This is a genomic window from Rhizobium sp. RHZ02, assembly GCF_014851575.1.
GTDB lineage: Bacteria > Pseudomonadota > Alphaproteobacteria > Rhizobiales > Rhizobiaceae > Rhizobium > Rhizobium altiplani.
The window spans coordinates 18,802-43,593 of sequence record NZ_JACUZX010000016.1 but is presented as its reverse complement, the minus strand read 5'-3'; the positions used below and the strand labels follow the sequence as shown (position 1 = coordinate 43,593).

At 56.7% G+C, this 24,792-nt stretch carries 25 protein-coding genes and 2 pseudogenes; 15 read left to right on the top strand and 12 right to left on the bottom strand.

The window, feature by feature from the left end; translation table 11 throughout:
• Positions 1 to 9: 9 nt before the first annotated feature.
• A complete protein-coding gene (locus tag IB244_RS20745) occupies positions 10 to 354 on the top strand; it encodes a hypothetical protein (RefSeq protein WP_192305397.1) in 345 nt (114 codons plus the stop codon).
• A gap of 80 nt (positions 355 to 434) precedes the next feature.
• Here IB244_RS20745 and IB244_RS20740 read toward each other — a convergent pair whose 3' ends face one another.
• Positions 435 to 929: a sigma-70 family RNA polymerase sigma factor gene (locus IB244_RS20740; protein ID WP_169683795.1), complete on the bottom strand. Its 495-nt coding sequence runs from the start codon at positions 927 to 929 to the stop codon at positions 435 to 437.
• Positions 930 to 1,414: 485 nt separating this feature from the next.
• On the opposite strand from IB244_RS20740, the pseudogene IB244_RS20735 reads away from it, so the two are divergent.
• Positions 1,415 to 2,271 (top strand): annotated as a pseudogene (locus tag IB244_RS20735) (alpha/beta fold hydrolase).
• Positions 2,272 to 2,370: 99 nt separating this feature from the next.
• On the opposite strand, the gene IB244_RS20730 reads toward IB244_RS20735, so the two are convergent.
• A complete protein-coding gene (locus IB244_RS20730; protein ID WP_169683794.1) occupies positions 2,371 to 2,607 on the bottom strand; it encodes a DUF6894 family protein in 237 nt (78 codons plus the stop codon).
• 489 nt (positions 2,608 to 3,096) lie between these two features.
• Entirely contained in the window at positions 3,097 to 3,588 is a 492-nt protein-coding gene (locus IB244_RS20725) for a ferritin-like domain-containing protein (RefSeq protein ID WP_169683793.1), read from the bottom strand.
• A 96-nt stretch (positions 3,589 to 3,684) separates the two neighbouring features.
• Between IB244_RS20725 and IB244_RS20720 the strand changes: the two genes are divergently transcribed.
• The 3 genes from IB244_RS20720 (at position 3,685) to IB244_RS20710 (ending at position 5,703) form a co-directional block, all read left to right on the top strand.
• On the top strand, positions 3,685 to 4,755 hold the full coding sequence (locus IB244_RS20720; RefSeq protein WP_169683792.1) for a DNA topoisomerase IB: 1,071 nt from the start codon (positions 3,685 to 3,687) through the stop codon (positions 4,753 to 4,755).
• A gap of 2 nt (positions 4,756 to 4,757) precedes the next feature.
• Positions 4,758 to 5,354 (top strand): cysteine hydrolase family protein, encoded by a 597-nt coding sequence (locus tag IB244_RS20715; RefSeq protein ID WP_029792724.1) that lies wholly within the window; start codon positions 4,758 to 4,760, stop codon positions 5,352 to 5,354.
• A gap of 109 nt (positions 5,355 to 5,463) precedes the next feature.
• A complete protein-coding gene (locus tag IB244_RS20710) occupies positions 5,464 to 5,703 on the top strand; it encodes a DUF2171 domain-containing protein (RefSeq protein ID WP_029792723.1) in 240 nt (79 codons plus the stop codon).
• Between the two features lie 371 nt (positions 5,704 to 6,074).
• On the opposite strand, the gene IB244_RS20705 is transcribed toward IB244_RS20710, so the two are convergent.
• From IB244_RS20705 to IB244_RS20695, 3 genes are all read right to left on the bottom strand, one after another.
• Positions 6,075 to 7,109 carry an IS110 family transposase gene (locus tag IB244_RS20705; RefSeq protein WP_029792721.1) on the bottom strand — a complete coding sequence of 345 codons (1,035 nt, stop codon included), beginning with the start codon at positions 7,107 to 7,109 and terminating at the stop codon, positions 6,075 to 6,077.
• A gap of 266 nt (positions 7,110 to 7,375) precedes the next feature.
• The gene (locus IB244_RS20700; RefSeq protein WP_029792720.1) at positions 7,376 to 8,278 is read right to left on the bottom strand and encodes a membrane protein; all 903 of its coding nucleotides are present in this window, start codon (positions 8,276 to 8,278) and stop codon (positions 7,376 to 7,378) included.
• Between the two features lie 551 nt (positions 8,279 to 8,829).
• Complete coding sequence (locus tag IB244_RS20695; RefSeq protein WP_029792718.1) at positions 8,830 to 9,060, bottom strand: hypothetical protein; 231 nt, start codon at positions 9,058 to 9,060, stop codon at positions 8,830 to 8,832.
• 228 nt (positions 9,061 to 9,288) lie between these two features.
• Here IB244_RS20695 and IB244_RS20690 point away from each other — a divergent pair, with 228 nt between their 5' ends.
• From IB244_RS20690 to IB244_RS20675, 4 genes are all read left to right on the top strand, one after another.
• Positions 9,289 to 9,471, top strand: a complete 183-nt coding sequence (locus IB244_RS20690; RefSeq protein WP_029792717.1) for a DUF3606 domain-containing protein — start codon at positions 9,289 to 9,291, stop codon at positions 9,469 to 9,471.
• 314 nt (positions 9,472 to 9,785) lie between these two features.
• Complete coding sequence (locus IB244_RS20685) at positions 9,786 to 10,346, top strand: hypothetical protein (RefSeq protein WP_049809263.1); 561 nt, start codon at positions 9,786 to 9,788, stop codon at positions 10,344 to 10,346.
• On the top strand, positions 10,339 to 10,758 hold the full coding sequence (locus IB244_RS20680; RefSeq protein ID WP_029792707.1) for a phage holin family protein: 420 nt from the start codon (positions 10,339 to 10,341) through the stop codon (positions 10,756 to 10,758). Before IB244_RS20685 ends, IB244_RS20680 begins: the two co-directional genes overlap by 8 nt.
• Entirely contained in the window at positions 10,758 to 11,771 is a 1,014-nt protein-coding gene (locus IB244_RS20675) for a DUF3618 domain-containing protein (RefSeq protein WP_169684490.1), read from the top strand. The genes IB244_RS20680 and IB244_RS20675 overlap by 1 nt, the downstream gene beginning before the upstream one ends.
• Before the next feature lie 422 nt (positions 11,772 to 12,193).
• Here IB244_RS20675 and IB244_RS20670 read toward each other — a convergent pair whose 3' ends face one another.
• The 3 genes and pseudogenes from IB244_RS20670 to IB244_RS32375 form a co-directional block, all read right to left on the bottom strand.
• Positions 12,194 to 12,406, bottom strand: coding sequence for a hypothetical protein (locus tag IB244_RS20670; RefSeq protein ID WP_162745734.1), 213 nt, complete (start codon positions 12,404 to 12,406; stop codon positions 12,194 to 12,196).
• A 317-nt stretch (positions 12,407 to 12,723) separates the two neighbouring features.
• The gene (locus IB244_RS20665; RefSeq protein ID WP_025662646.1) at positions 12,724 to 12,903 is read right to left on the bottom strand and encodes a hypothetical protein; all 180 of its coding nucleotides are present in this window, start codon (positions 12,901 to 12,903) and stop codon (positions 12,724 to 12,726) included.
• A 265-nt stretch (positions 12,904 to 13,168) separates the two neighbouring features.
• Positions 13,169 to 13,591, bottom strand: a pseudogene (locus IB244_RS32375) (DUF3597 domain-containing protein).
• Between the two features lie 227 nt (positions 13,592 to 13,818).
• Here IB244_RS32375 and IB244_RS20655 point away from each other — a divergent pair.
• Positions 13,819 to 15,753, top strand: coding sequence for a PAS domain-containing sensor histidine kinase (locus tag IB244_RS20655; RefSeq protein WP_049809264.1), 1,935 nt, complete (start codon positions 13,819 to 13,821; stop codon positions 15,751 to 15,753).
• Positions 15,754 to 15,860: 107 nt separating this feature from the next.
• Here IB244_RS20655 and IB244_RS20650 read toward each other — a convergent pair whose 3' ends face one another.
• The 3 genes from IB244_RS20650 to IB244_RS20645 all read right to left on the bottom strand — a co-directional run bounded on the left by IB244_RS20650 (position 15,861) and on the right by IB244_RS20645 (position 18,926).
• Positions 15,861 to 17,219: an IS5 family transposase gene (locus tag IB244_RS20650; RefSeq protein ID WP_192305395.1), complete on the bottom strand. Its 1,359-nt coding sequence runs from the start codon at positions 17,217 to 17,219 to the stop codon at positions 15,861 to 15,863.
• Between the two features lie 322 nt (positions 17,220 to 17,541).
• Complete coding sequence (locus tag IB244_RS32370) at positions 17,542 to 17,856, bottom strand: hypothetical protein (RefSeq protein ID WP_029792640.1); 315 nt, start codon at positions 17,854 to 17,856, stop codon at positions 17,542 to 17,544.
• A 614-nt stretch (positions 17,857 to 18,470) separates the two neighbouring features.
• Entirely contained in the window at positions 18,471 to 18,926 is a 456-nt protein-coding gene (locus IB244_RS20645) for a hypothetical protein (RefSeq protein ID WP_192305393.1), read from the bottom strand.
• 518 nt (positions 18,927 to 19,444) lie between these two features.
• Here IB244_RS20645 and IB244_RS32950 point away from each other — a divergent pair.
• The 5 genes from IB244_RS32950 (at position 19,445) to IB244_RS20620 (ending at position 24,737) form a co-directional block, all read left to right on the top strand.
• A complete protein-coding gene (locus IB244_RS32950) occupies positions 19,445 to 19,903 on the top strand; it encodes a hypothetical protein (RefSeq protein WP_192305391.1) in 459 nt (152 codons plus the stop codon).
• Between the two features lie 218 nt (positions 19,904 to 20,121).
• A complete protein-coding gene (locus tag IB244_RS20635) occupies positions 20,122 to 20,514 on the top strand; it encodes a low affinity iron permease family protein (RefSeq protein WP_029792643.1) in 393 nt (130 codons plus the stop codon).
• Positions 20,515 to 20,743: 229 nt separating this feature from the next.
• On the top strand, positions 20,744 to 21,163 hold the full coding sequence (locus IB244_RS20630; protein ID WP_192305388.1) for a hypothetical protein: 420 nt from the start codon (positions 20,744 to 20,746) through the stop codon (positions 21,161 to 21,163).
• Between the two features lie 30 nt (positions 21,164 to 21,193).
• On the top strand, positions 21,194 to 22,702 hold the full coding sequence (locus tag IB244_RS20625) for an ATPase domain-containing protein (RefSeq protein ID WP_029792645.1): 1,509 nt from the start codon (positions 21,194 to 21,196) through the stop codon (positions 22,700 to 22,702).
• On the top strand, positions 22,695 to 24,737 hold the full coding sequence (locus IB244_RS20620; protein ID WP_192305447.1) for a PAS domain-containing hybrid sensor histidine kinase/response regulator: 2,043 nt from the start codon (positions 22,695 to 22,697) through the stop codon (positions 24,735 to 24,737). Before IB244_RS20625 ends, IB244_RS20620 begins: the two co-directional genes overlap by 8 nt.
• The last annotated feature ends 55 nt before the right edge of the window (positions 24,738 to 24,792 follow it).

The following is a 24,792-nucleotide window of genomic DNA, read 5'->3' as shown; positions in this document are numbered from 1 at the left end:
GACCCATCCATGAGCACTGGTGGTGACGACAAGAACGTCAAAAAGTACGAAACCGATCGACGCTATCAAGACGAGGATGCAATTCGACAGGACACGACGCGGCGTTGGCTTATCTGGGGAGCGGGAATTGTCGGCCTGGCAGTGTTCATGGTGGCTCTGCTTAGCTACCTCGTCTGGCCGCCTTCCGTTAGGACGGATCCCGCGGCTACCGCCTCGACGAAAGCGCAAATGAAAGAGCCGCCATCAAACGTACCGCCGGCCGTAGCACCGACCACGATCGACCGTAGTCCCTCGCCAAGTGGCGGCGGCAGCGGACCAACGGGCGTGACAAGTCCAACAGGACCGAGAAAGTAAAGTAGGCTACCGTTCGCGGGATCGTTTCCTCTGCGATAGGCAAAGCGTCTTGATCCCCAGTGTGGGCATTGTGTCCTTCGTCAAATTGCCAGTGCTTCGTCGTAACTGACTGCGCCGAGGGAGCTCAATAGTCGCGATCGGGCACGGCCGACACGGCTTTTTACGGTGCCGATCTCACAATGCAATCTGTGAGCGGTTTCTTCGTAGGAAGCGCCAGACGCGACCAGCATGAGCGCCTCCCGATAAAGGGGCGAGAGATTGTCGATTGCCTTTTCGACATCCCTGTAATGCATTGCCCATTCCTGCGATGATGATACGGGAACATCGGACAATGCCGCGTCTTCGTCTATTCCAAGTGGACTGCGCTGCGAGGAGCGGGTTTGGCTGAGGAACGCATTTTTCAATATGGTGAAGGTCCAGGACTTGAGGTTCGTGCCGGGCTCGAAATGGTTCCGGTGTGCAAGCGCCTTCGTAATGGTCTGCTGGACCAGGTCATCGGCATCCTCGGAATTCTTCGCGAGTTTCAAGGCAAACGCATTGAGGGCGGGAAGAAGGTCAATTAATTGGGTTTCCACTTGAGGGGCTCCGTCATTGTTCCGCAGAAAAATGGTGGGGCAACCAATCTGTTCCGGAAACCTGGAAAAGGGTCCAGTACCGTACAATAATGAGGCTCGGAAAAGCTACGATTGAAAGGCAAACAGGAGAGTTGAGACGCGCGCAAGCAACCCGGGGAACGCCTAGCGCCGATCTGACGGGATACCCTCCGTCGATCATGCTATGGCAAGCGCGCTGCCGGACAGGTAGGGTGCTCGCCTGCCAATTCGTTGGCCATGGTGAGAAACCGGAAAAATCAGCATGTTCACCATCCCTGTCGCGTCCGGTTGACACGGCACGCGCTCCAAAGTGCAACACTCATTGCGGTCATCGGTTCCACCGACATGCGAGACAGATCCGCATCGTATCGTGTCGTAGGTCGGGGCAATTCTCGGGAAGCTGGAGTAGACCTGCTTTACGCGGTCAATGTCACGGCTGACGTGGTCAATGAGGGAGCCAAACGAACGTGTTTTGCGGCTTTGAGTTAAAGACAATCGACGTCGGGCCAGGGCAACTGCGGGTCCGCCACGGCGGCTCCGGTCCACCCTTGCTGCTGTTGCATGGACATCCGCGCACTCACATGACCTGGGCGACTGTGGCAGACCTTCTTTCTCCATATTACACGATCATCTGCCCCGATCTGCGAGGATTCGGGAGATCCTTCCAACCGCAGGATTCGCCTGACAGCCATGCCTCGTCTAAAAGAGAAAAGGCTATGGACTGTCTGGAATTGATGCGGATCCTGGGATACCGCACATTCTCGGTTGCCGGGCACGATCGGGGTAGCTACTCGCATTTCGGCTCGCGATGGACCATCCTTTGGCGGTGCAAAGGCTAGCGGTCATCGATAGCATTCCGATCATCGACCACCTGGAGCGCATGGACTGGCGTTTTGCCCGCGATTGGTATCACTGGTTCTTCTTTTCTCAAGAACTCAAGCCGGAGGCAGCGATAAATGCCAATCCTTTGGGTTGATATGACGCGATCAAGCCTGGCCTCATGGGCAAGGAAGCCTATGACGACGTCGTTTCGGCGCTTACGGATCCGGTCGTCATCCATGGCATGGTCGAGGACTACCGTGCGGGGTTGACTGTCGACTGGAAACATGACGTCGAGGATCGAAACCATGGCCGGAAAATCCAGTGCCCGTTGCTATGCCTTTGGTCACGTTTCGATGATCTCGCGGATCATTTCGGAGACCCTTTGCAGATTTGGCGCTCCTGGGCAAACGATGTGCAGGGGCATCCGCTAGACAGCGGCCACCATGTCGCTGAGGAAAATCCGCAGGCATTGGCCACTTCCCTCAGGCTCTTTTTCGCGTAGCACGGCTCTTTTGACGATCGTCTTTGACCGGGCGATTGTCCCTTGGGCTGTTGGCGGCGGATTGTGCAGTCTCGCATTTTTGAGGCAAAGCTGGGACGCTCATTGGCCCGCCACGATCGAGCGCAGCGCTATCACGGCCACGACGGTGCGTGTTTCATCGGCAATCTCGATGCTGCGCCCATCGACCGACCGACCATTTCTGATTTCCGCTGCAAGCAGTTCTCGAGCAGCGCCATTCGCTTCCGAAATCGCACTGGTGAGATCCGAAAGAAGAGTGCCATCTGGATCCTCGATAAGTTCGTCGCCCTCTCGGATGTTGAAGAAAAATCGCTTCATGGTCCTAACCTTCCTGGCAGTGAAGCTTGGTCCTTCACCGCGCTTGATGACGGCCACGTAAGGGCTGGAGAGACGAGGCCAGGTCCTGGAGACATGCTGACTGCTGGAAACCCTACGAGCGCTTTGACAGCACCTTACGGTATCTTCGTCGACGTCGGCACCAATCCAATTGTTGCGAACTCTTGGGTATCGGTTGAAGCCTGGCGTGAGTGTGCATTTGTGGCGTTGAGTGCTTTGCGAACCTCGTCCTCTTCCCACCCGGCGCTAACGGCGGATGCAACGAGATTCTCAATCCTTTCGGTCTCTGACGCATGTGACGTCTCATCCAGAAACCGCCTTGCGGGTAGGAGACACTCGATGAGATTTGCCTCTCGCGCTTGCGCGTCGTCACAATAGCTCGGGGATGCAACATATGGCATCTTTCATCCCTGTTTTACAAAGCTTTGAGGAAAGCTCGGCCACATACGAAATCGGCCGAGCTAACCGTACTTACGCTGCCTTTGCGTTGGCTGCTGCCACGGCGAGCTGTGTCAGTTTCTTGTCGGTCGCTTCTTCCTCTGCAAGGGTCTGCTTCAGCAACGGGATGGCATCCCTCAGACCGAGCTGATTGGCCCAGGCGATCAGTGTGCCATAGCGGGCGATTTCGTAGTGCTCGACGGCCTGCGCGGCGGAAATCAGGCCGGCATCCAATGCTGGAGACCCCGTGAATTCTTCAATGATCTCCTCGCCCTCTGAGATAATACCTTGTATCGCCTCACAGGTCTTGCCACGGGCAGGCTTGCCAATAATCTCAAATACCTGCTCTAGGCGCTCGATTTGCCCCTGGGTCTCGTCGCGATGTTGGAGAAACCCAGCTTTGCCTTCCTGTGACTGGGCAGCACGCGCCATTTTCGGGAGCGTCTTCAGGATCTGCTTTTCCGCGTAGTAGATATCCTTGAGCGTGTCCAGGAAGAGATCGTCCAGTGTCTTTTGAGTAGCCATCGTGTCCTCCGAATGTCGAGTTTGCGCTGCCCAAACTCAAAGCTTGCGCGGATGTTCCCGAAAGGAACCATGATCCTCGTTCGGTGTTTCGTGACCATGACAACGATGCTCTCCAAAAATGCGATCGCCGCGGTGGTTGCGGAAGCCAAACTTTCCACTGGCCTTGTTTATCTTTCCAGCCTGGAGGCGGGGATTACGCGCAAGTGCGGCAAGAACGGCTTTCTCTACTACGCCGCGGACGGGCGCCGCCTGACCGATAAAGACGAAATCGCCCGCCTGAACCGCCTGGCGATTCCACCCGCTTATCGCGATGTCATAATTTCGCCCGATGCTCGATCGCATCTGCAGGCGGTTGGTATTGATGCGCGTGGACGCAAACAGTACCGATATCATCCTGAGTGGCAGGCCGAGCGCGAACGCGCAAAATTTGACAGGCTGGCCGACTTTGGCATGCGGCTTCCCGATATTCGCGAGCGCGTTGATACGGACCTGCGTGCGCGCGGGCTGACCATTGACAAGGCACTCGCAACCGTCGTGTGGATGCTCGACAATCTCTATATCCGCATAGGAAACGCCAGCTACGCTGACACAAACAAGTCCTACGGATTGACGACCCTGCGCAATCGGCATGTCAAGATCGAGGGCGCGACCGTAAGATTTCGCTTCAAGGGCAAGTCAGGCAAGGAGTGGAACCTCGCCCATTCAGACCGCCGGATCGCCAACGTCATCCGTCGACTGCAGGAACTTCCCGGTCAGCAGCTGTTCAAGTACATTTGCGAGCATGGTGATTGCCGGCAGATTTCCTCCCAGGACGTGAACGCCTATATCAGGGAGGTCGCAGGTGACGAATTCACGTCGCGCCAGTTTCGAACCTGGGGGGCCACCTGCCTGGCGGTCGCGGCGTTGGCGCCGCTCGATATCGCAAGCTCAGAGCGGGCCGTTGTTTCGCAGATGAACGAGGCGATCGATCTGGTCGCCGCCAAGCTGGTCAACACCAGGGGCGTCTGCAGGTCCTCTTATATCCATCCTGCCGTATTCAGCGATTTTCGCGCTGGCCGACTGGGTGACGTGCTCAGACGCAAGACGACCAGCCAGCGGTTGCTCAGGTGGATGGACGAGGAGGAAAGCGCTGTCTTGCATTGGCTCAAGTCACAGCGGGGCGAATAGGAATGCGGGTGGAGCGGTGGGTTCATCTTTGTATTGATATGCAGCGCATGTTTGCAGAAGACACACCCTGGCAGGTGCCATGGATGAAGACTGTTTCACCGGAAGTGGTCGAGGTTGCCTCCCGCTTTCCCCAGCGCACGATTTTCACACGATTCATTCCACCACGAAATGCGGAAGCCATGGATGGGATGTGGAAGGCCTACTATGAGAAGTGGCCGATGATGACGACAGATCGGCTAGCGCCGGAAATGATTGAGCTTGTTTCGTCCTTGCATTCTCTCGTTCCACCGGCCCGCATATTCGACAAGTTTCTCTATTCTCCCTGGGTCGACGGCCGCCTTCACTCCGCGCTTGGCAGCGAGGAAGTCGGGACCATTGTATTGAGTGGAGGCGAGACGGATATATGCGTCCTTGCTGCGGCCCTTGGCGCGATCGACCTCGGATACCGTGTGATCTTGCTGAAGGATGCCGTTTGCAGCAGCGCGGACGATACGCATGACGCTTCCCTGCAACTGCTGGGAGATCGCTTCTCGGTACAGGTCAAAATCATGCGAACTGAAGATTGGTTGATCGATGCGACCGATCCGGACCTGCGGTGAATTTTCCGAGTATCCAAATGAAACAGGCTGGAGCATCCCCCTGCAAGGGTCGGAACCATTTCAACCATCTCGAGTTGGAGACTTGAGTCCAACCAAGGAGATTATAGCCATGATTTCAGCCAGCGACATCAAAGACCATATGGAAGTCAAATCTGCCGACGGCCAGCATATCGGAACGGTGGACTATCTCGAGGGAAGCGAGAGCATCAAACTTACGAAGTCGGATTCTCCAGACGGAGAACATCACCATCTCATTCCCCTGGAGTGGGTCGACCACGTCGACGCACACGTTCATCTTTCAAGGAACGCATCCGACGTCCGCTCCAAATGGACGCATCTGCCGAACTAAGCAACAAGGCCTGCGGTTGATTGGCCGCGGGCCTTTCCGCATGTCCCATAATCTCGCCCACGACTTTCTTTCCCTGTCTAATTCCATATGTGGACGGCTCCCTGTTGCAAGTGTTTTCTGCAGATATTTTTGATCGGATCGCTTGCTTCCATATGTGCGGCCTTTGTGTGTGGTCGCACATGACCACTGGCCAAGATGGTTTCCGCAACGCGCGTTCCTAACACGGCAACGACCTTAAAAGGCCAGTGGAATTAACGGAGTGTCACGCGTCTTGGATCGATCGATCGCACCATCTGCTCTTCACTTGCAAGTTCACAGCATCAGCTCAGCACGGTGACGTCCCTGCTCACCGTGATGGCCAATCTCCTAAATTAAACTGTTGCGCTTTGTCCTTCTGTACGCCTGTAAGTCTCGCCGCTCACCATGAGCTTCCAAGCAATACGGGCGATCTTGTTGGCCAGCGCCACGGCCACCAATTTCGGTTTTTTCCGTTGCAGGAGCTCGATAAGCCATCGGGAAGCATGCCTGCTTCGACCTGCTCTGACGTGCTGGAGAAGAGAAGTGGCGCCCACCACCAATATACTTCGCAGCATTTCGTCACCGGCACGGGTGATCACCCCAAGCCTGACCTTGCCTGCAGTCGAATGGTCTTTTGGTGTGAGCCCTATCCAGGCGGCAAAATCTCGACCAGATCTAAATAGCCGCGGATCTGGGGTCTTAATCATCAAAAGCGATGCGCCGACCGGCCCGACACCCGGAATTTGGGCCAGGCGCCTGCTGCATTCATCGGAGCGATGCAACGCGGTCAGTTTTTCCTCGACCGCCTTCGTTTCGGCAAGCAAGTCGCGATACTCAACGCCATGCATGGCAAAAGGCTCGCGGGCCAATGCAGGCAGGGATTGATCAGCCGCAATCCGCTCGAGCAACGGTTCGATGCGGCACATGCCCTTGGCTGCGGCTATGCCGAACTCCATGGCAAAGCCGCGGATGGCATTGGCGAGCTGCGTTCGATTGCGAATGAGTCTCTCTCGCAAACCGACCAGCATCAATGCCGCTTGCTGGTCCGCAGTCTTCACCGGCACAAACCGCATTGTGGGTCGGCTCATCGCCTCACACAAAGCCTCTGCGTCCGCCGCGTCGTTCTTGCCGCGTTTTACATAGGGCTTTGCCAATTGAGGCGCGATCAATTTCACCTCATGACCGAACGAACCTAACAGCCTCGCCCAATGATGAGAACCTCCGCAGGCTTCGAGTGCGATGGTAGTCGGCGGCGTTTTCTCGAAGAATTTCACCATCTCCCTACGCGAAAGCTTCTTGCGAAGGACTGGTTGCTCGACTGCGTTCACGCCATGCAATTGGAAAACGCTCTTTGACGTATCCATGCCAATTCGGATAATCTCTTCCACGGACGGTTTCCTTCGATTGAGCTTTCAACGAACTCATTCTGGCACATTGCGATGCCGTTAGGAGCCGTCCACCCCAACACAACAGGAGCGAGCGAGCAAACGGTGCTGATACTCCGGCAGCACATCCCTCCGGGTTGGAAACACGATATTGGTTTGCAAACGTCCAGCTTTTCACAGGACGACACCAGTCGCGCTTTTACGATCTGGTACCGAGAAAGCGTTCCTGGCGGCACACTTTCTCAATTGAATCCAACGGAGATTGAAGGTCAATATCGGGTGGCGACCAGGTCTTCTTCCTCGTCGCGCTGCCTGCCACCCAACGCCGCGGCAGCAGAGGAAATGAAGGCTCCAATCAATAGCGACAGGGCGCCAACAAGGGCAGTGGTGGCTGCTGCCTTCCGCGTCTTGTCCAAGGCTTCTTGAGTTGCGACCTTGGCATCCTCGATCTGCTTCAGAACTGCGTCGACTCTGGCACGGGCATCCGCTTCAGAAAGATTGGTGCGTGCTGCGACGATGCTGGCGATATAGGTTTTGTCGTTATCTGGCACCTCGCCCCGCGCCGCTCCCTGCAGCAGAATTCTTGCGATTTCCGCGCTTGCCGCTCCATCCTCTTCACGCGCCCGCTGGGTGACCTGTTGAGGCCGAAGCAGCGCGTCGGTGAAGTAGGACGTTGAAAGGTCGGTTCCGTCACGCGAAACCGCGCTAGCGGCCCCCGCTGCGATGCCCGCCGTATTGGCAGCAGTGCCCACAGCGCTCGCCCCTGCTCCGGCAAGGGACGTCAAGGACGACGCCAGAAACCCTGCCACGAACAGCGTTGCCAAAGCCCAACTGAGAAAGCCGTGGGCGGTATCACGAAAGAAAACTTCGTCGGTGTGAGCCGCAGCCCACTTCGTTCGAAGTCGCCCCGTAAGATATCCTCCGAGGGCAGCAGATAGCCACTGAACAACAACGAGCCAGATCGCTGCGGACACGCCGACCGTTGCGGCCGAGCTGTTTTCGCCAGACCACGGCGACACCATCGTCAAGCCCATTCCCGATCCTACCAAAAGGAGAATGAGTGTGATTCCCGTCGCAGCAACGGCGCCGCCGATGATTGGACCCCAGGCGAGCGCAGACGTGGGAGACTCGACCGGGAGAACGTCAGTTACTTTACTTTCGCTTAGAGACATTCTGGCCTCCTACCGCATGAAGAGGACGAGCAGGATAACGATCGGCAGTGGGATGCCGAGAAGCCAGAGTAAAATACCTCGACCCATCTGAATAACCTTTCATAAGACACTCTTGCACGCTTCGAACGCTACGCCCCAGACATTGTTCCCTTTACCAGTTAACCTCGTTGCCCGCCCGGCAAGGGCGAGATGCTTGCGCTTGAGCGTTCGCAGCTCCGTGAAGAGACCACCGTTGACGGCTGTATGCCGGCGCCCACTGCGATTGAGGGAAAGGCAAGGGGAGGGATCCTTATCCTGCCGGACTGGGCGGCGGCCGAACAGGCGTTGCTAGCCCGGCCGATCGCTATTCTGGTCTCAGCCGCCGCGAAGTTCGATGATCCTGAATGGTAGCCTTGGTTGCTTGTGGGAACGGTTGCTGAGCTTGCCGGGATCGTGACACTGGAGCCGTCCATGTGTCACGTCAGGGCCGCCGCATGAGGCGGGCCGACTTGTCCATTTTCTGCGGCGAGATCTTTTCGCCCGTGTTTTACAAGCGGCGAAATTGGCGCGAGTTAGACTGTTGTGCCGGCATCAGCCGTTTCTGGCGGCGAAGCCGACGCGAGCATGGTCACGGGGACCGCCGAAAAGAACAATGAAGAATGCGCGTTGATGATCCGGCCGGACTCAAGCTTCAGGAGAGGGCCGTCGATATCAGCCACACGCTCGGTGAACCGAACCTCGTTCCATCCGTCCGAAGTGCCTTCAATCAGAGTGAAATTGTATCCCGTGCCGATATCCAACATGTCGTTTCCCCCTTCGGCCAAGGTGACACAGGAAGCTCTGGTGTCAAGGCTCGAGTTCAGGAACGCCAGAAGCAGGGTTTCAATGGCAAAAACGCCTGCGCGGCGCCTTTGCCGGCGCTAGGCTGCCGACCGTCCGACTGAATTCGGCTGGATGGCCAAGCAAGTGCCTTTCCAGCAGGAACATTGGATTCCTCTGTGCGTTCCGCCTCCGCACCAGAGGAGAAAGTAATGTCAGACGACAAATCGAAGCGGGGTCAGGTTGACCGCAGTCGCGCTTCCGCAAGCGAACCTTATGAAGTTGCCTACTTCGCGAAGAAGCACGGGATTTCCAGCGAAGATGCAAAACGCATCATTATGCGGCACGGGCCAGATCGCGATGCTGCCGACAAGGCGGCATCAAGACTCAAGTAAATGACCCATACAAAAAGTGCCAATGATCGATGGCGTATATCGGGGAGCGCGTGCCGATGACCAACGAGGAGAGAGGTCCGGCCGCGTCAACGCTGCTTGACGAGGGGGGCGGACCGCTGCGTTGGAAGGGATGGATCACACCAAGTTGCACTGCACTCCCAAGAGCCAGGACGCTTCTCTTTCGCCTTTGATGGCGAAATTTTCCCGCGCATTCGGCCATAGGAAATGCGGCGTTGCATTGGCGATCACTTCGAACGGAACAAACGTCGGTCGACAAGGTTTGGGGGCATCTGATCCTATAAGTGGAGGCTTCCATGTCGAACGAACCAATCCCACGAGAAAGCGGGCAGGGGCCGATGGCCACACCCGCGGCGGTGTCCCAATCCCCCAGCCAACCTGCAGTTGGAGAGATCTCCGTCGAGACTTTGAAAGACAAGGTTTCCGACGATGTCGAATCCGTGACGGGTGCTGTCCGGCAAGGAGCCGATATGGCGATCGAGAAGGTAAGGGGAACAGTCTCGCAGCAGAAAAACTTCGTAGCCAACCAGGTAGGCGGTATTGCCAGCGTTCTGGAGAAGGTTGGCTCGGAACTCGAGGGCTCTGATCAGAGTGAGATCGGACGGTATGCAAGGCAGATGGGCAAAAGCGTTCAACGCATTGCGAAGGATCTTGAAGGCAAGGACCTCGGCGCGGTTGCGACGATGGCGGAGGACTTCGGTCGCAAGCAACCACTGGCATTTCTGAGCGCTGCTGCGCTTGCGGGTCTCGCAGCCAGCCGTTTTCTGACTGCCACGGCCAACCGATCGACGAAGGTTGGCAAGGGCGAAGCCGCTTCTGAACGCACCATAACCAAGGAAGGTCGCCCAAATGGCTAGAACCTCTGAAGATACAACGCCGCTGTCAGAACTGGTTGGAGGCCTGGTTGCCGATGTTACCGGTTTGCTACGCAAGGAAATCGACCTCGCCAAGACCGAAGCATCAGAGAAACTGTCGCGTGCACTTAACGGAATTGAAGTTCTGATCGTCGGCCTTGTTCTCGCAATCGGAGCAGTCGGAGTTCTTTTGAGTGCAATTTTGCAGGGGCTTGCCGCCTTCCTGGTTACCCAAGGCATTGCTCAACCAACTGCCAACGCGATTGCAGCATTGCTCGTCGCGATTGTTATCGGCGGGATTGCCTGCGCGATGGTCTCGCGTGGAATTGGCGCATTGCGTGCGACCAATATGAAGCTGGATCGCACAACGACGTCGATTCGCCGCGATGTCGATGTTGTAAAGGAGAAAATGTAATGGCCGCATCCTCAGAAAAAAATTCCGCCGAACTCCAGCGCGAGATCGATCTCGATCGTCGACGTATCGAGGATCGGCTGGACGCAATCCAGGAAAGAATGTCGCCCGGCCAAATCGTCGATGAGGTTCTTGCGTATGCAAGAAACAGCGGTGGCGGCGAATATGTCGGCAATCTCGGCAATGCCCTGAAGGCCAACCCTCTTCCGGTCGCTCTCATCGGGGTAAGTCTTGCCTGGCTCATGGCAAAGCAGGGGACGTCCCCTACAATTGAGAAGCCGACGCAAATGCTTGCTCAACCTGAATACCCGCTCTACCAAGCCGAAGGTGCTGTTCGGCGTATTAGCGCCCCTGAGGTCAGCGATGGCGCCCTTTACAGTCACTTTAGTGACAGTACTGGCAAACGCGTGAAAGCTCTGACAGACGAGTCGGGGCGACGCGCTGGTCACTTTTTGGATGATGCAGGAAATGCCTACAGGGGTTTTGCAGACAGAACCGGGAAGCATATCACACAGATAGTGGACGAAACCGGCACCTTGCTGGACGAGGCGTCAGGCTGGGCTTCGCAAAAGTGGGACCAAGCAAAAAGCATTGCGGGCGATATGACCGCGCGTGCGTCAGACGCCGCGAGTTCGCTTTCAAACAAAACTTCGTCCGCAACTGGCGCATTCCAGGAACAGGCAGGCAAACTGAACCAGGCCATCCTCACCCAATTCCGTGACCAGCCGTTGGTTGGCGGTGCACTTGCTTTCGCGGTCGGGGCCGCGATCGGCGCCGCGCTCCCTTATACCGAGACGGAAGACGAATTGCTTGGTGAGACATCGGACACCGCAAAGGAAGCCGTTACTGCCCAGGCGAGCGAGGCTATTGCCGAGGGGAAAGCCATCGCATCCGACGCCTACGACAAGGCGCTCGCAGCAGCATCCGACGTGCATGATGCGGTCAAGGATCGGGTGGTCGATGAGGTCAAGACCTTCGAAGCCCGCTTGGGCAGTGGCACGCACCAACAGCCGTAGACTTCAGGGCTTCGGGGTGGGGCCTGCCCAGCAATAGCCGGGAGGGATTTCAGAAGAACAGGGCGCATAGCCGCGATGGCGCTGTCATCCCTGCAATGCCTTAATCTATAAACACATGACTACGCGATCGCCGCGCCTGCTATTTCGTTGGTCGCCGGGAAGGTTGCCGACGTTTTAAGCACATTCCTCCGGCAAGCCGGCAAGGGGAAAACGGCGTCAAAAGAAAGCATCCAGCCATTTTGCGGTCACTGGGTCGTGTCGTTCGCGTCAGCGAGGTCGTTCATATCCAGATTGCCTCCGCCACTCGTGAAGATCGATCATCATCGGACGTCATCAGGAATGCTGGCTCCACGGGACGTAACAGCACCAGTCCAAGGGACATGTCGTGGACTGGTTTGAGTCCAAGGCGCGTCGGTCGGTCTTCAGGGAGAGCTGGCAGCCAGGGCTTGCTGTAAGTCCTTGCTGCTCAGGTTGGGATTGCGGTTGAATAGTTCGATCGCCACGGCGGCCGCCGCACGGCCGCGCTCGCTTTCGGGGTCGATGTCGTTGGACTGGCACCAAGATTTCACGGCTTGGGCAAGGGCTTCGAACTCGCGGTCTGAGTAGTCCATCATGTCAAGAAAGTTGAAAGGCACATCCCTCGCTCCACCAGAGGCAAGAGCACGTCTGATCTCCCAACCGGCCTTTGCCCGGTACCCGATAGCCGGCGGCCACATTATACTCGCAGTGCCTTCCAGGTTCTATGTCTGCTTGCGTACGAAACGGTGCGAAACGGCGACTTCTCGGCTGCGGTCATCCCTGACCGAATGGCGATGCCCCAACCTTGACGTCGAAATTTTGGCTACAGCCGCGACCCCGTCGAAATCAGCATGTGGCTGGTTGTCAGGGTAGTTGGCGAATGATTGGTCGCTCTGAAGTGTGAAGCCCGCTCGTTCGCGGGCTTCGACATCAGTCAGTGCTTGCCCTTGTGACTTCCCTGCCCTCCTTTGGAGCGCTGGTCGCTTGCCTTGCTGCTGCGATCTGAGCTGTCCTGATCATTGCGGGTCATTGATGCCTGCTTCGTATCAGAATTTTTATGGCTCTGTTTGCCGGCCTTAACGTGCTGCTCGTGAGAACCGCCTTGCGATGCCATGTCGTCTACTCCTTGGTTGAATGGCGAGACCGACAATGGATAGCGGTCTCGTTCCACCTAACACCAAGGTTGTCGGTCTGTTCCTTCACAAAAACCGAAAAAAAGCGGATCAACAATCGCAACTGCGACCCTTGTCGCTGGCGAAATTGCGTTTCGGGTTTCCAACGTTTTGAAAACGTCTTGGCATGGCGGTTCGACCGACGGCCTCCGCCCTGGCTGCACGGCCCTTGGTGGGCGCGCTCTAATCGAGAAGTTCCGATGGTACTCAACCGCCGTTTTCCGCGAGCCTCCCCATCAGCGTCTTGTGCAAGAAGATGTTCATCGTTGCACTGTCATCCTTATCGCCGCTAAAGCCGAGCTCGGTCGCCAACTCCTTTCGTTCCTGAATGCTGGCGTCCATTCCGATTGCTTTCATGAGGTCTACGAACCACTCTCGCCAATCCAGCTGTTGTCCGGACTTTCTTGCGGCCTCGCCTGTCGCAGGATCGGTGACAATTGGAGGACGTTCGGAAATCTAGTCTGACATTGGTGCCCCCGGACCGGGAGGCGGTGGCGTTTCCAGTTCATCCGACCTCGTAGAATTGGAAGGCGCAGCGGTATCGGGAAACGACTTTGCAGGCGCGTCCCGGGCGCTACCGAGTAGTGCGTGGCTTATACGGTCAAAGATACCATTGAATTTTTCCTCCACTGGCACAATGACATCCCGGTTTGACGAACACTCGGGAAGCCTCCTGTTCCGTCACCATGGCAGCTGGACACTGATCAACCTGTCGTCAGCCTTCGCCACTATTCGAGCTTGCCTTTGCTTCTTCCAATTTGCGTCCGGAACACTTTCAGTTGCGGCTGGAAACCAAACGACGATCTTTTAGTTAAGGCAATAATGTTCCACTCGCTCACATGTAACGAGGATAAAGGATGAGTCCCGAGATCAGTCCATCGCCCGGAGTGGTTCAAGACCGTTATCGCACCTTGATGGACGCTATCAGCGACTATGCAATCTACATGCTGGATCCCAATGGGTATGTCAGGAGTTGGAACACCGGCGCGAACAAGTTCAAGGGGTATACGGACGATGAGATTGTCGGCGAGCATTTCTCGCGATTCTATACTCCAGAGGACCAGGAAGCGGGCCTGCCGGCGCGGGCATTGCATTTGGCCACGCAGGAGGGGCGGTTCGAGGAAGAGGCGTGGCGCGTTCGAAAGGACGGCACGCGCTTTTGGGCACATGTTGTGATTGACCCGCTTCGCGACAACGGACAGTTGATTGGCTTTGCCAAGATCACAAGGGATTTGTCAGAGCGTAAGCGCGCAGAAGAGGCCCTCAGGCGCAGTGAGGAGCAGTTTCGCTTACTCGTTCAGGGCGTCACCGATTACGCGATCTACATGCTCAGTCCCAAGGGATATGTTTCGAGCTGGAACGTCGGGGCCCAACGTATCAAAGGCTACACGCCCGAAGAAATTATTGGTCAGCACTTTTCACGGTTTTATACCGACGAGGACAAGGCGGTAAATCTTCCCGCCCGAGCCCTTGAAATAGCAGAGCGCGAAGGTCGGTTCGAGCGAGAAGGATGGCGCCTGCGCAAGGACGGGTCGCGATTTTGGGCGAACGTCATCATCGATGCGATCCGCTCCGAGGGCGGAGAACTCATTGGATTTGCAAAGGTGACTCGCGACATCACGGAAAAGCGCCAGGTCGAGGAGGCCCTCGCCAAGGCGCAGAGAGACCTGTTTCAGGCTCAGAAAATGGAGGCTGTCGGCCAGTTAACGGGTGGGGTCGCACATGACTTCAACAATTTGCTCATGGCCATTCTCGGCAGCCTTGAGATTGCTGAAAAGCGAGCCGCCGCGGGGCAGGACGTGGCGGGATTGATCAAAAATGCCATACAGGGCGCCAAGCGCGGAGCATCGCTGACACAACGGCTTCTTGCTTTTTCCCGAAAACAGGAACTGGAATTGCAGCCGGTTGACATCCCCGATCTCGTCCGAAGCATGACGGACATGCTTCGGCGGTCGCTTGGCCCAATCGAAATCAACACGAATTTTCCCCTTGGTCTGCCGAACGTTCAGTGCGATCCGAACCAGTTGGAGAATGCACTCGTCAATCTTGCGCTCAATGCCCGCGATGCCGTTTCGTCGGACGGTGAGATCACGATAGGGGCAAAGCGGCATTCGGTTGCGACCGGGGATCGCAGCGAGTTGAAACCCGGCGATTATATCTGTCTGTCAGTGACAGACAATGGGGAGGGAATGGACGACGAAACACTGGCAAACGCAACGGCACCATTCTTCACGACGAAAGGTGTCGGCAAAGGAACAGGACTGGGCTTGTCCATGGTCCAGGGTTTGATGGCGCAAAGCGGAGGACGCCTTGTCCTTCACTCAACCAAAGGCGAGGGCACGTGTGCCGAGCTGTGGCTTCCAACGGCCGGAGGCATCCACGAAGTGGCGAAAACAAATCAAGCAGAAGATAAGGTTGCCATTCTCCATACCTACAACAGACCGCTCAATATTCTCGTGGTCGATGATGATCAACTCGTCTTGACGAATGCAGTCTTGATGATCGAGGATCTCGGCCATGCGACGACGCCTGCCCAATCCGCTGAGGAAGCGCTGAAGATTCTTTCCGAGAACAGCAATTTCGACCTCGTGATTACGGATCATGCGATGCCAAAAACGACCGGGTCCCAGCTGGCAGGGATGATTGAGCAAAAGTGGCCTGGCCTGCCAGTCGTACTGGCAACCGGCTATGCAGATCTTCCGCAAGGCGCGGATCGCACAGTCGCGCGATTGCCAAAGCCCTATTCACAAGCACAGCTGGTCGTGGCGATTTCGCAAGCGGTCGAGCCATAGCGAGGCGCGCACCGGCGAGGAGCCCGTGTTGCAGGCTCAACTCGCCGCGCCCGCCGCCCATAAAGGCATCGTGATCTCTTGTTTAGTCGATCGTGAAGAACTCGCTTTCAGGCAGGTTGTTGCGGCATCGGTCGGCTCTGGAACGTGAGGAAGAGTGCGGCGAACAGACACAAAAGTTGCCTGAACCATCGCAGCAGGAGGGAGAAGTTGTATCCGGCGGCGGCCAGAACGGAATTGACGGCGTCCCCCTGTTCGCCAGCGAGATAATTCCGGTCCATTCTGTGTTCGCTCTTGAGGTGTCCAATGACGGGTTCGACCGCCGATCGTCGTCGCATCTGGCGCTTGATGGCGGGTGTGAGACGGCGCTTCTGGCCACTGGTGAAGACTCTCAGCTTGTGACTTTCGGGAGCATTATGGCCGCGGTATCCAGCATCGGCCAGAATGCGGGAGAGCTCGTTGCCAATCATCTTTTCCATATCCGGAATGACGGTCGCGAGCGTGTGGCCGTCGTACGGATTGCCGGGCAGCGCCGCTGCGTGCAGGGCGAACTGCCCGCCCTTTGAACGGTTCAGTGTTGTGGCCACGGACACCTTCACTCCGAACTCATAGGGCTTGTGCGCCTTGCCTTTACCAATGCACTCGACCTCGTCGGCATGCAGGCTGTAGATCTTGCGGCCACGCTGACGTTGCCGCTGCGCGATGACCGTTTTTGCCTGATAGAGCGACCATTTGAAGATCGCGTCGAGTTGTTCGTCGCCGGCGATCTGACGTTCGACGTCGCGAACGGTCCGGCCGAGATAGGTCTTCAACTTGCGCAGCGCCTTGCCGGCCCGTTTGAATTGCTTCGCATGAGCGTAGCGCTGGTGCTGGATCAGGGCGAATTTACCGACCCGAATATAGGTCTGGCGCAGATCAAGCCCCATTTTCTTCGCCAGCCGCACCAGCCGTTCGCGCGCCCGGTGAATAAGCTTGGCATCCGTCGGGAACATGACGTTCTTCGGTTGAACGGTCGTGTCCACGATCACCTGCCGCGTATCCTGCGGTTTCATCGCGCCTGTCTTGACGGCCACGGCCAGGCTCTCCTGCAAGAGCACGCCGATCCGTTCCTCGCCCATGCGCTGCCGCCAGCGCGTCATCGAGGAGCGGTCGAACGATAGTTCGTGCCGAAAGAACTCCTCGCCGCAGAGGTACTGAAAGTAGGGGCTCTCCACCCAGCGCTCGCACAGCGCCTTGTCCGACAGGTTGAACGTGTGCTTCAGAATGGCCAGCCCCGCCATCAGCCGCGTCGGCAATGGCGGCATGCCAGCTCCGTCCGAATGGACCGTCCCAAAGCGGGCTTCCAACACAGGCCAGTCAATAGCCTGCGCCAGACGCACAAGTTCGTGCTTCATGTTGATGATCTGGACGAGCCGGGATCGGAATAAATCCTGTTCACCCGTTTGGCGCCGTTCGCGTGGTTTACCCATTCCTGGCTCTCCGATTCACCGCGATAAACCCAGTGAATCACGCTTCGCCAACCAGGGAAACCTCAAACTGATTTTGCAAGGAAACAGCCCGTTCGGTGGTTGTTTCCGGCAATTAGAAGATCTGCAGATCCTTCGATTCCTATGTCTAATCAGCAGCTTCCGAGTTCTTCACGGCCGACTGTTTAGTGGTGCGCGGACGCTGAGAGCACCGGTTCGGAGTAGAGGATACCCCCACTCGCGATCTGGCAAAACCCATGCTAGTTCCGTGTTCGACAGCGTACACACCACGCAAGCGCTGTTGCGATGAGACCGGCTGGCTGAGCTAGCCGATTTCCGGGCACCCGCGGGAATTGCCGAAGACGATTCTGTCCGGCCCGGCCCGGGTGAACCCCTCAACGACAACGCTTCTCGACGTTACCCTGGCAATCTGCGGTCTCCTAAATCCTGCGTCACGTGCGAGGTCAAGAGCGTCGTCGGGATTGCAGCGCTCTCTTACGCGCCGCTCTTGGTTTCGATCATAAATTCCAACTCCACCTGGGCCGACTCGAAATTCCAGGTCTTGCGCGTATAGCGCCGGGAATGGCCAGGTAACGATTGTGGTCACAAGCGTTCCAAGCAACAGGGCTTTCGCGTTCATAGCAAATCCTCCGAACTTCGGTTTGTGTCTGAGCAACAGATCAGCGACCAAGTTGTTCCAGCATCGATGCTTGGGAAAAAACCATGGGGATATGGTGGGAGCAAACGAGGTGCGTTTTGCTTGGCTAAATCGTGATCTCGATGACGGCACACCTCATGGCACGCATCGAGGCAAAAGCTCGCCGAACCGGGGTTCAATCGTCTCTCGGCAAGAAAAGGGCTGCGACCTCTATGAAGTTGAACATGTGAAAGCCTGATGCCTGAAATCCATCCGTTCAAACGCCTCGGACAATGAACCATTGAAGGTGCTCGCTCGCGAACAGGGTCAGCTCCTCGTCATCACCTGCGACTATTCCAAAGTGACGCATCACTATCTCCCAGGGGACCTTCATCGAGCTTTGCGGCAATAGCACACTAGACAGGGTGCTTAGGAGCTTTAAGTGGGAGGGCTTTAGTAAAAAGTCTATCTTCGGATGACGTTGCACTCTCCCCCATGAAGCGACTACGGGCACCCCATCACGCGAAGACTCCGAGAGATACGAGTGATCCGAGTTCCCGTCTGGTCAAATGAGCGCCTGCGATAACACTGTTGCCCGCCCTCAGAACGTCGGCTCGTTACCGCGTCGCTCCGAACACAAACGCAAGGGCGGCGACGACGGCAACCGCGGTAATCGGTCTATCACGAACGGTTTCCTTTATATCGTCAAGCAAACTGCCGGCTCGAGCCTTCGCTACTTCAACTGAGTCAGATGCCACGCCGGAAACAGACTTCGCCAGCCGATTTGTATCGAGCCGGAGCGCACGAATATTCTCGCCTATCGACCCTGGACGGAGCGGATCGCTATTGGTGCTTTCCGTCGTGTATGGGTCGGGCTCGGATTTCACGCGTTCAGCAACCTCCGGGTCCGTCCTTCCGGTGGGGACGCCTGTAGTAGTAGCTGAAACGGGATCAGACGCCGGAAAAGAGTCTTCCAATCCCTGATCGAGCCCTCCTTGGCGTGCGCGACGTCTTTGCTCCGATTGTTCTTTTTGCATGGATTTAACTGCTGGGGAATCCTTGGGGTCAGGCATTTGTGATCTCCACTGTCCAGTGCCTTAATGAAAGCTCCAGCATGATCAGAAGTTCCCGCCGCGGGACGATTTCGTTAGCTCGTCAAACGGGCTGAACGCAGTCATTGTTGGAAATTTGCAACTTGGGGTGATGCCTGAGCCGCATTCACGCAGTCAGGGCACCCCAAATATGAAGACCGCCGCAGCAATCCAAAACAGTGCACATATTTCGATAGCAATTAGCATTCCGATTGAGCGGTCGCTCATCCTGCACTCCCCCACAACGCTTGAAGGCTAGCATAATTGCGGAGGGGCGCGGAAACACATTGTTTTTCCGATTATTTCAGGATGCGCGCATATAGGAAAGCTTGGGGCGACAGGCGGGCCTCGAGGAGCACCTCGCCAGGACGCACAGCAACCTGTTTGTACTCGGCAAACGGCGTCATTTCTCGACTTGGTGCCTTCGGATGATTTGCACTGATCTTGCGGAAAGGACCCGATTACCTATCTGAAAAGAAACCTCGAAGTGGAGCATCGAGATGGATGCGTTGACGACTAAACTATCCTCCAATCCGACGATCGAAATTATTCCACCCCTACAAGTCAGTCGCTTCAGTAATTTCACCACTTGTCTTTGCTGCAATCGATTACGTACTCCGGGGGAAATAGACGATGACGGATGCGGCATATGCAATGAGTGCCTGGAGCCGAACGCAGAGCGCGGCGACATTCCCGCTTTCGAAGTGGCCTTGGCCCAATTGCCAGCCGGCTACCTTGAAGGCAATTTCAAGGGCCGGCGCTGGAGCGTAACCGTGAAGCGGTCTGCGGACGGCCGGCGTGAGTGGCTGTTTGCCGAGGACCTTGGAGGGAGCGATATCGTCAGCTTCAATCTTTACAGATTAGAAAATGGACGCCACACTCTTCGCCCGTGCGAGATGTCGCAAGCGAAGGTAGTTGAATTCGTCATTGGTTTCCGCCCGGACACAAGGTCCGGGTGATTGATCAGATCTCAAAGCGAATTTTGACTGAGAACCGCATAGGCCGGGGGCCTGAAAAGGGCAGAGGCAGCTTCCGGTCGTCCACCAGATCGATAGTCCTTGGTCGGTTCTTCTTGCCTTGGGTCATTTCTTTGTCTCCCAGCGTACAGGATCTCGGCTAACCGGAACCCTGAATGTGACGCCTGCGTTTACTTGTTGCCAGGAAACGAGAGAACGTCATGAACTCAGGCCATTTCTTTTCAAAATTCGCCACTGCTGTTGCTGAGTTATCAGGAAAACCGGTCACCTTCGTGATGGCGGTCGCACTTGTCTTGGTTTGGGCAGCATCTGGTCCGATATTCAGTTTCTCCGAAACTTGGCAGCTCGTCATCAATACCGGCACTACCATTATAACTTTTCTGATGGTCTTCGTGCTGCAGAACTCTCAGAACCGAGATGGCAAAGCCCTGCAGGCGAAGCTCGACGAGCTCATTTTGACCTCACAGGCGCAAAACAAATTTGTCGGGATCGAGAAGCTTGACGAGAAACAACTGCGCGAGATGAGTGCAAAACTCGCCGAAAAAGCCGAGTGCGTCGAGGACGTCGCTGACGAAAAAGCGGAGTCGGCTTGAAAGGAGATTCGTGTCGCAGATCTGCCACCGAGCCGCCGCTCGTGGAACCGGGGCTCAAGTTAAACGTTGTAAGCGACCAGAAGCCGATTAACGTCCCGGCCGTAAGCATCGAGCCTTGCACGGCATACCGGCCGGCCAGCCCCTTGGACGCTTCAATGCAAGGTGAGAGGTTATGGGGCGAAGGATGGCCGAGAACAGAACGGTCGAAACCCACGGCGATACAATTGGCATGCCGGTTTCCCGCAATGTCGTCAAGGCGAGCAGGCCATCCACGGGCATTCCGCAGCAGCGCGACGTCCATGAAGAGCGGGAGATGGGAACGCTTCGCCAACACGCGGAAGAAATGCGCCGACAGGTAGCTGACGTAGCGACGACGTTCAGCGGCACGGCTCACCAAGCCGCCAGACAGGTTGAAGGACCGGGAAAACTCAATCCGGGTTCGAGCCCTTTGTTTGCTGCAAGTCCAGCCAGCACCGTCGCACTTGTCATTGCCGGTTTTCGGTCCCTCGATCGAAATCTTCGCGATTTCCTCGAGAAAATACGAAACCATATCCAGTGGCAAAATGAAGATGAATGGCCTGGCAAAGTGGTTGGCGGAACGACGTTGCTGTCGCGCCATCCTACACCAGCTAATTGCACGGCGGAATGAGTTTGCAACCCCTTGGGAGGAAGGATCTGGATGCTCGACGAACAGACGCAGGCTAAAACCGGAATTCCCGGCCTGGATGACGTCTTATGCGGAGGCTTAAGCCGCAGGCACGTATTTCTCCTCGAAGGCGCGCCGGGAACGGGAAAGACGACAATCGCACTTCAGTTCCTGCTTGACGGAGCGTCAGCAGGTGAAAAGTGCCTTTACGTTACTCTCTCCGAAACCGAGGAGGAACTGCGCGGCACCGCAGCGTCGCACGGGCTGACGATCGACGACAGCCTGGAAATCTTCGAACTTGTTCCCCCGGAAAGCCTTCTGAATGCCGACCAGCAGCAAAGTCTTCTCTACTCGTCGGACCTTGAGCTCGGCGAGACGACGAAAATGATCTTTGAGGTCTTCGAACGCCACAAGCCGAGCAGAGTGGTCATCGACAGCCTTTCGGAAATCCGCTTGCTGGCGCAGAGTTCGCTTCGATATCGCCGCCAGATCCTTGCTCTCAAGCATTTCTTTGCTCAATCGGGGGCGACTGTGCTGCTGCTCGACGACATGACGTCGGATGTCCTGGACAAGACCGTTCACAGCGTCGTCCATGGCGTTATCCACCTTGAACAGCTGGCTCCGGATTATGGCTCCGAACGCCGGCATCTGCGCGTGATGAAATATCGCGGCCGCGCGTTTCGCGGTGGCTTTCACGATTTCATCATTTGCAGGGGAGGGGTGCGCGTCTTCCCGAGACTGCGGGCCGTGGAACACAAAACGGACTTTACCCGCGACAGGGTCGGAAGCGGTGTTGCCGAACTCGATCGTCTTCTCGGTGGGGGCGTTGAGCGTGGATCGAGCACCTTGCTTATCGGACCAGCAGGGACCGGCAAAAGCCTGTTTACACTGCAGTTCGTCGATGCGGCAGTCAAACGTGGAGAACGGGCGGCCGTTTTTGTCTTCGACGAAGAGCTCGGGCTTTTGCTTGATCGGACAAAAGCCCTCGGCTTCGACTTCGAAAGCATGCGGGATGAAGGCAAGCTGCATCTGGAGCAACTCGATGCTTCCGAGGTCTCTCCGGGAGAATTCGCCCAGCGCGTGCGCGACCGCGTTGCGGATTTTGATGCCAAGACCGTCGTGATCGACAGCATAAATGGCTATCAGGCAGCCATGCCCGGCGAGAACGCCCTCATCCTTCACATGCACGAACTGCTTCAGTATCTCAACCGCCAAGGCACAACAACGTTTCTGACAGTTGCGCAGCACGGGCTGGTCGGCGATATGAAAACCCCAGTCGATCTTACATATCTCTCAGACACAGTCGTTCTGCTGCGTTACTTCGAAGCCTTGGGCAAGGTTCGCAGGGCGATCTCCGTCGTCAAGAAACGCGCCGGAAAGCATGAAGACACGATCCGTGAATTTGAAATCAGCGAGAGAGGACTGACGGTGGGAGCACCGCTGTCGGCGTTCCAGGGTGTCCTGGGGGGCGTCCCCACCTTCCTGGGCGAAAAGCAGTCTCTGATGTCGGAGGCGAAAGGGGAGGAGCGCGAAAATTCCTGATCAGCTCGCAACCAGCCTTATACTTGCGCCTTCGGGCAGAGATACTCAAATTGCTTCCTCCCTTCTCAGGGAGGCGGGAATTCCCAGTGATGCCGTGTCCGATCTGTCGTCGCTTCTGCGGGCAATTGGTGACGACACCGCCTTCGTCGTGCTGACAGAAGAGGCGTTGCACAGTGTGGATATGAAACCGCTTTCCGAATGGATACTGCGACAGGCCTCCTGGTCTGACATGCCATTTCTCGTACTAACGCAGCGCGGCGGTGGTTCGGAGCGGAATCCAGCTGCAGGCCGGCTGTCAGGAATTCTTGGGAACGTCAGCTTCATCGAGCGGCCCTTTCATGCCACCAGCTTCATTAGCGTTGCCCAAACCGCAATGCGAGGAAGACGCCGCCAGTACGAGGCACGAGCTCGCATCGAGGAGCTTCGCGAACAGGAACGGCGACTGCAAACTGCCCTCGAGGCAGGCAGGCTCGGCGCCTGGGAACTGGATCTAGTAACCTACGAGCTGTCGACTTCCCCAATATGCAAGGCGATCTTCGGCCGATTGCCGAACGAACCATTTGCCTACCCGAGACTACAGGCCAGCATCCATCCCGACGACCTTAAAGGCATGCACGAAGCCCTGGCTGCAACGATCGAAACGGGTGTTGGGTTCGCGGCCGAGTATCGGGTTATTTGGCCGGACCGCTCAATCCACTGGGTGGAGAACAGGGCACAGCTCTTGCGCAACCGGATCGGGGTCGCGGTCAAGCTGGTCGGCGTTTCGGTCGACTTCACTGAGCGCCGCCAGATCCTGGAACAGCAGCGACATTTAAATGAAATGCTCGAAGAGCGTGTCGCGGCCCGAACCGCCGAGTTGGAAGCTGCTCACGAGATTGTTTTGGCCGAGGCCGCGCAGCGCCAAAAGGCGGAAGAGCAACTTCGCCAGATTCAAAAGCTTGAAGCGATCGGGCAATTGACAGGGGGCGTTGCTCACGACTTCAACAATCTATTGATGGTGGTACTCGGAAATCTCGAATTGATCCGCAAGGCGGTAACCAATGAGGCGCGTCTGGTCAGGTTGGTCGATGGAGCGCTTCAAGCCGCGAAAAGAGGGGCATCTCTGACACAGCGCTTGCTGGCATTCGCACGGCGCCAGGACCTGCAGGTAAAGGCGGTTGACCTGCGCAAGCTGGTTACAGACATGGAGGATCTTCTCCGGCGATCTATCGGTCCGATGATCATTTTGGACAAAGAAATGCCCGAGAACCTGCCGCATGTTCTTGCTGACGCAAATCAGCTTGAACTTGCCCTGCTCAACCTTGCGGTCAACGCCCGGGACGCCATGCCCGAAGGAGGTTCGCTCAAGATTGCGCTTGCAGAGATCAATGTCGCGCCCGGAGACAAGGAACTGTCTGCCGGTCGTTATGTCCTTCTGAGCGTTGCCGACAATGGGAAAGGAATGGACGAGGATACGCTCGCAAGGGCGGTGGAACCGTTCTTTTCCACCAAGGAACTCGGGAAGGGTACAGGCCTCGGACTTTCCATGATCCATGGCCTGGCGCTGCAACTTGGGGGCAGCTTTAGCCTTGAGAGCACGCTCGGCTTCGGTACAACCGCTCAACTCCTGATCCCAGCCGTGGAGGGTGACGTCGTGCAGATGGACATAAAGGGCTCATCACCCGTCATCATGCCGGACAAACAGCCGAAGCGCATCCTTCTGGTTGATGACGACATCCTGATCGCGATGAGTTCGGCTGATATGGTAACCGACCTTGGACATGAAGTGGTGGAAGCTCATTCGGGAGCGGAGGCGCTCGAAATTCTCGGTAGCGATCAGCAGTTCGATCTTCTGATCACCGACTATTCCATGCCCGGCATGAATGGCGCGGATCTTGTACATGCCGCACGGCGGTTAGTTCCCGACCTGCCCGTGCTTCTTGCGAGCGGCTATGCCGACCTGCCAGCAGGAGTGCAGGTAGATGCAGTCAGGCTTGGGAAGCCATATACCCAGGATCAACTCGCGCACGAGATCTCCAGCGCTTTGCAAGCATGACAGATTTGATCAAAAAGGCGGGAACCGGACCTGGTCTCTCCCGTTTTGTAGCGCG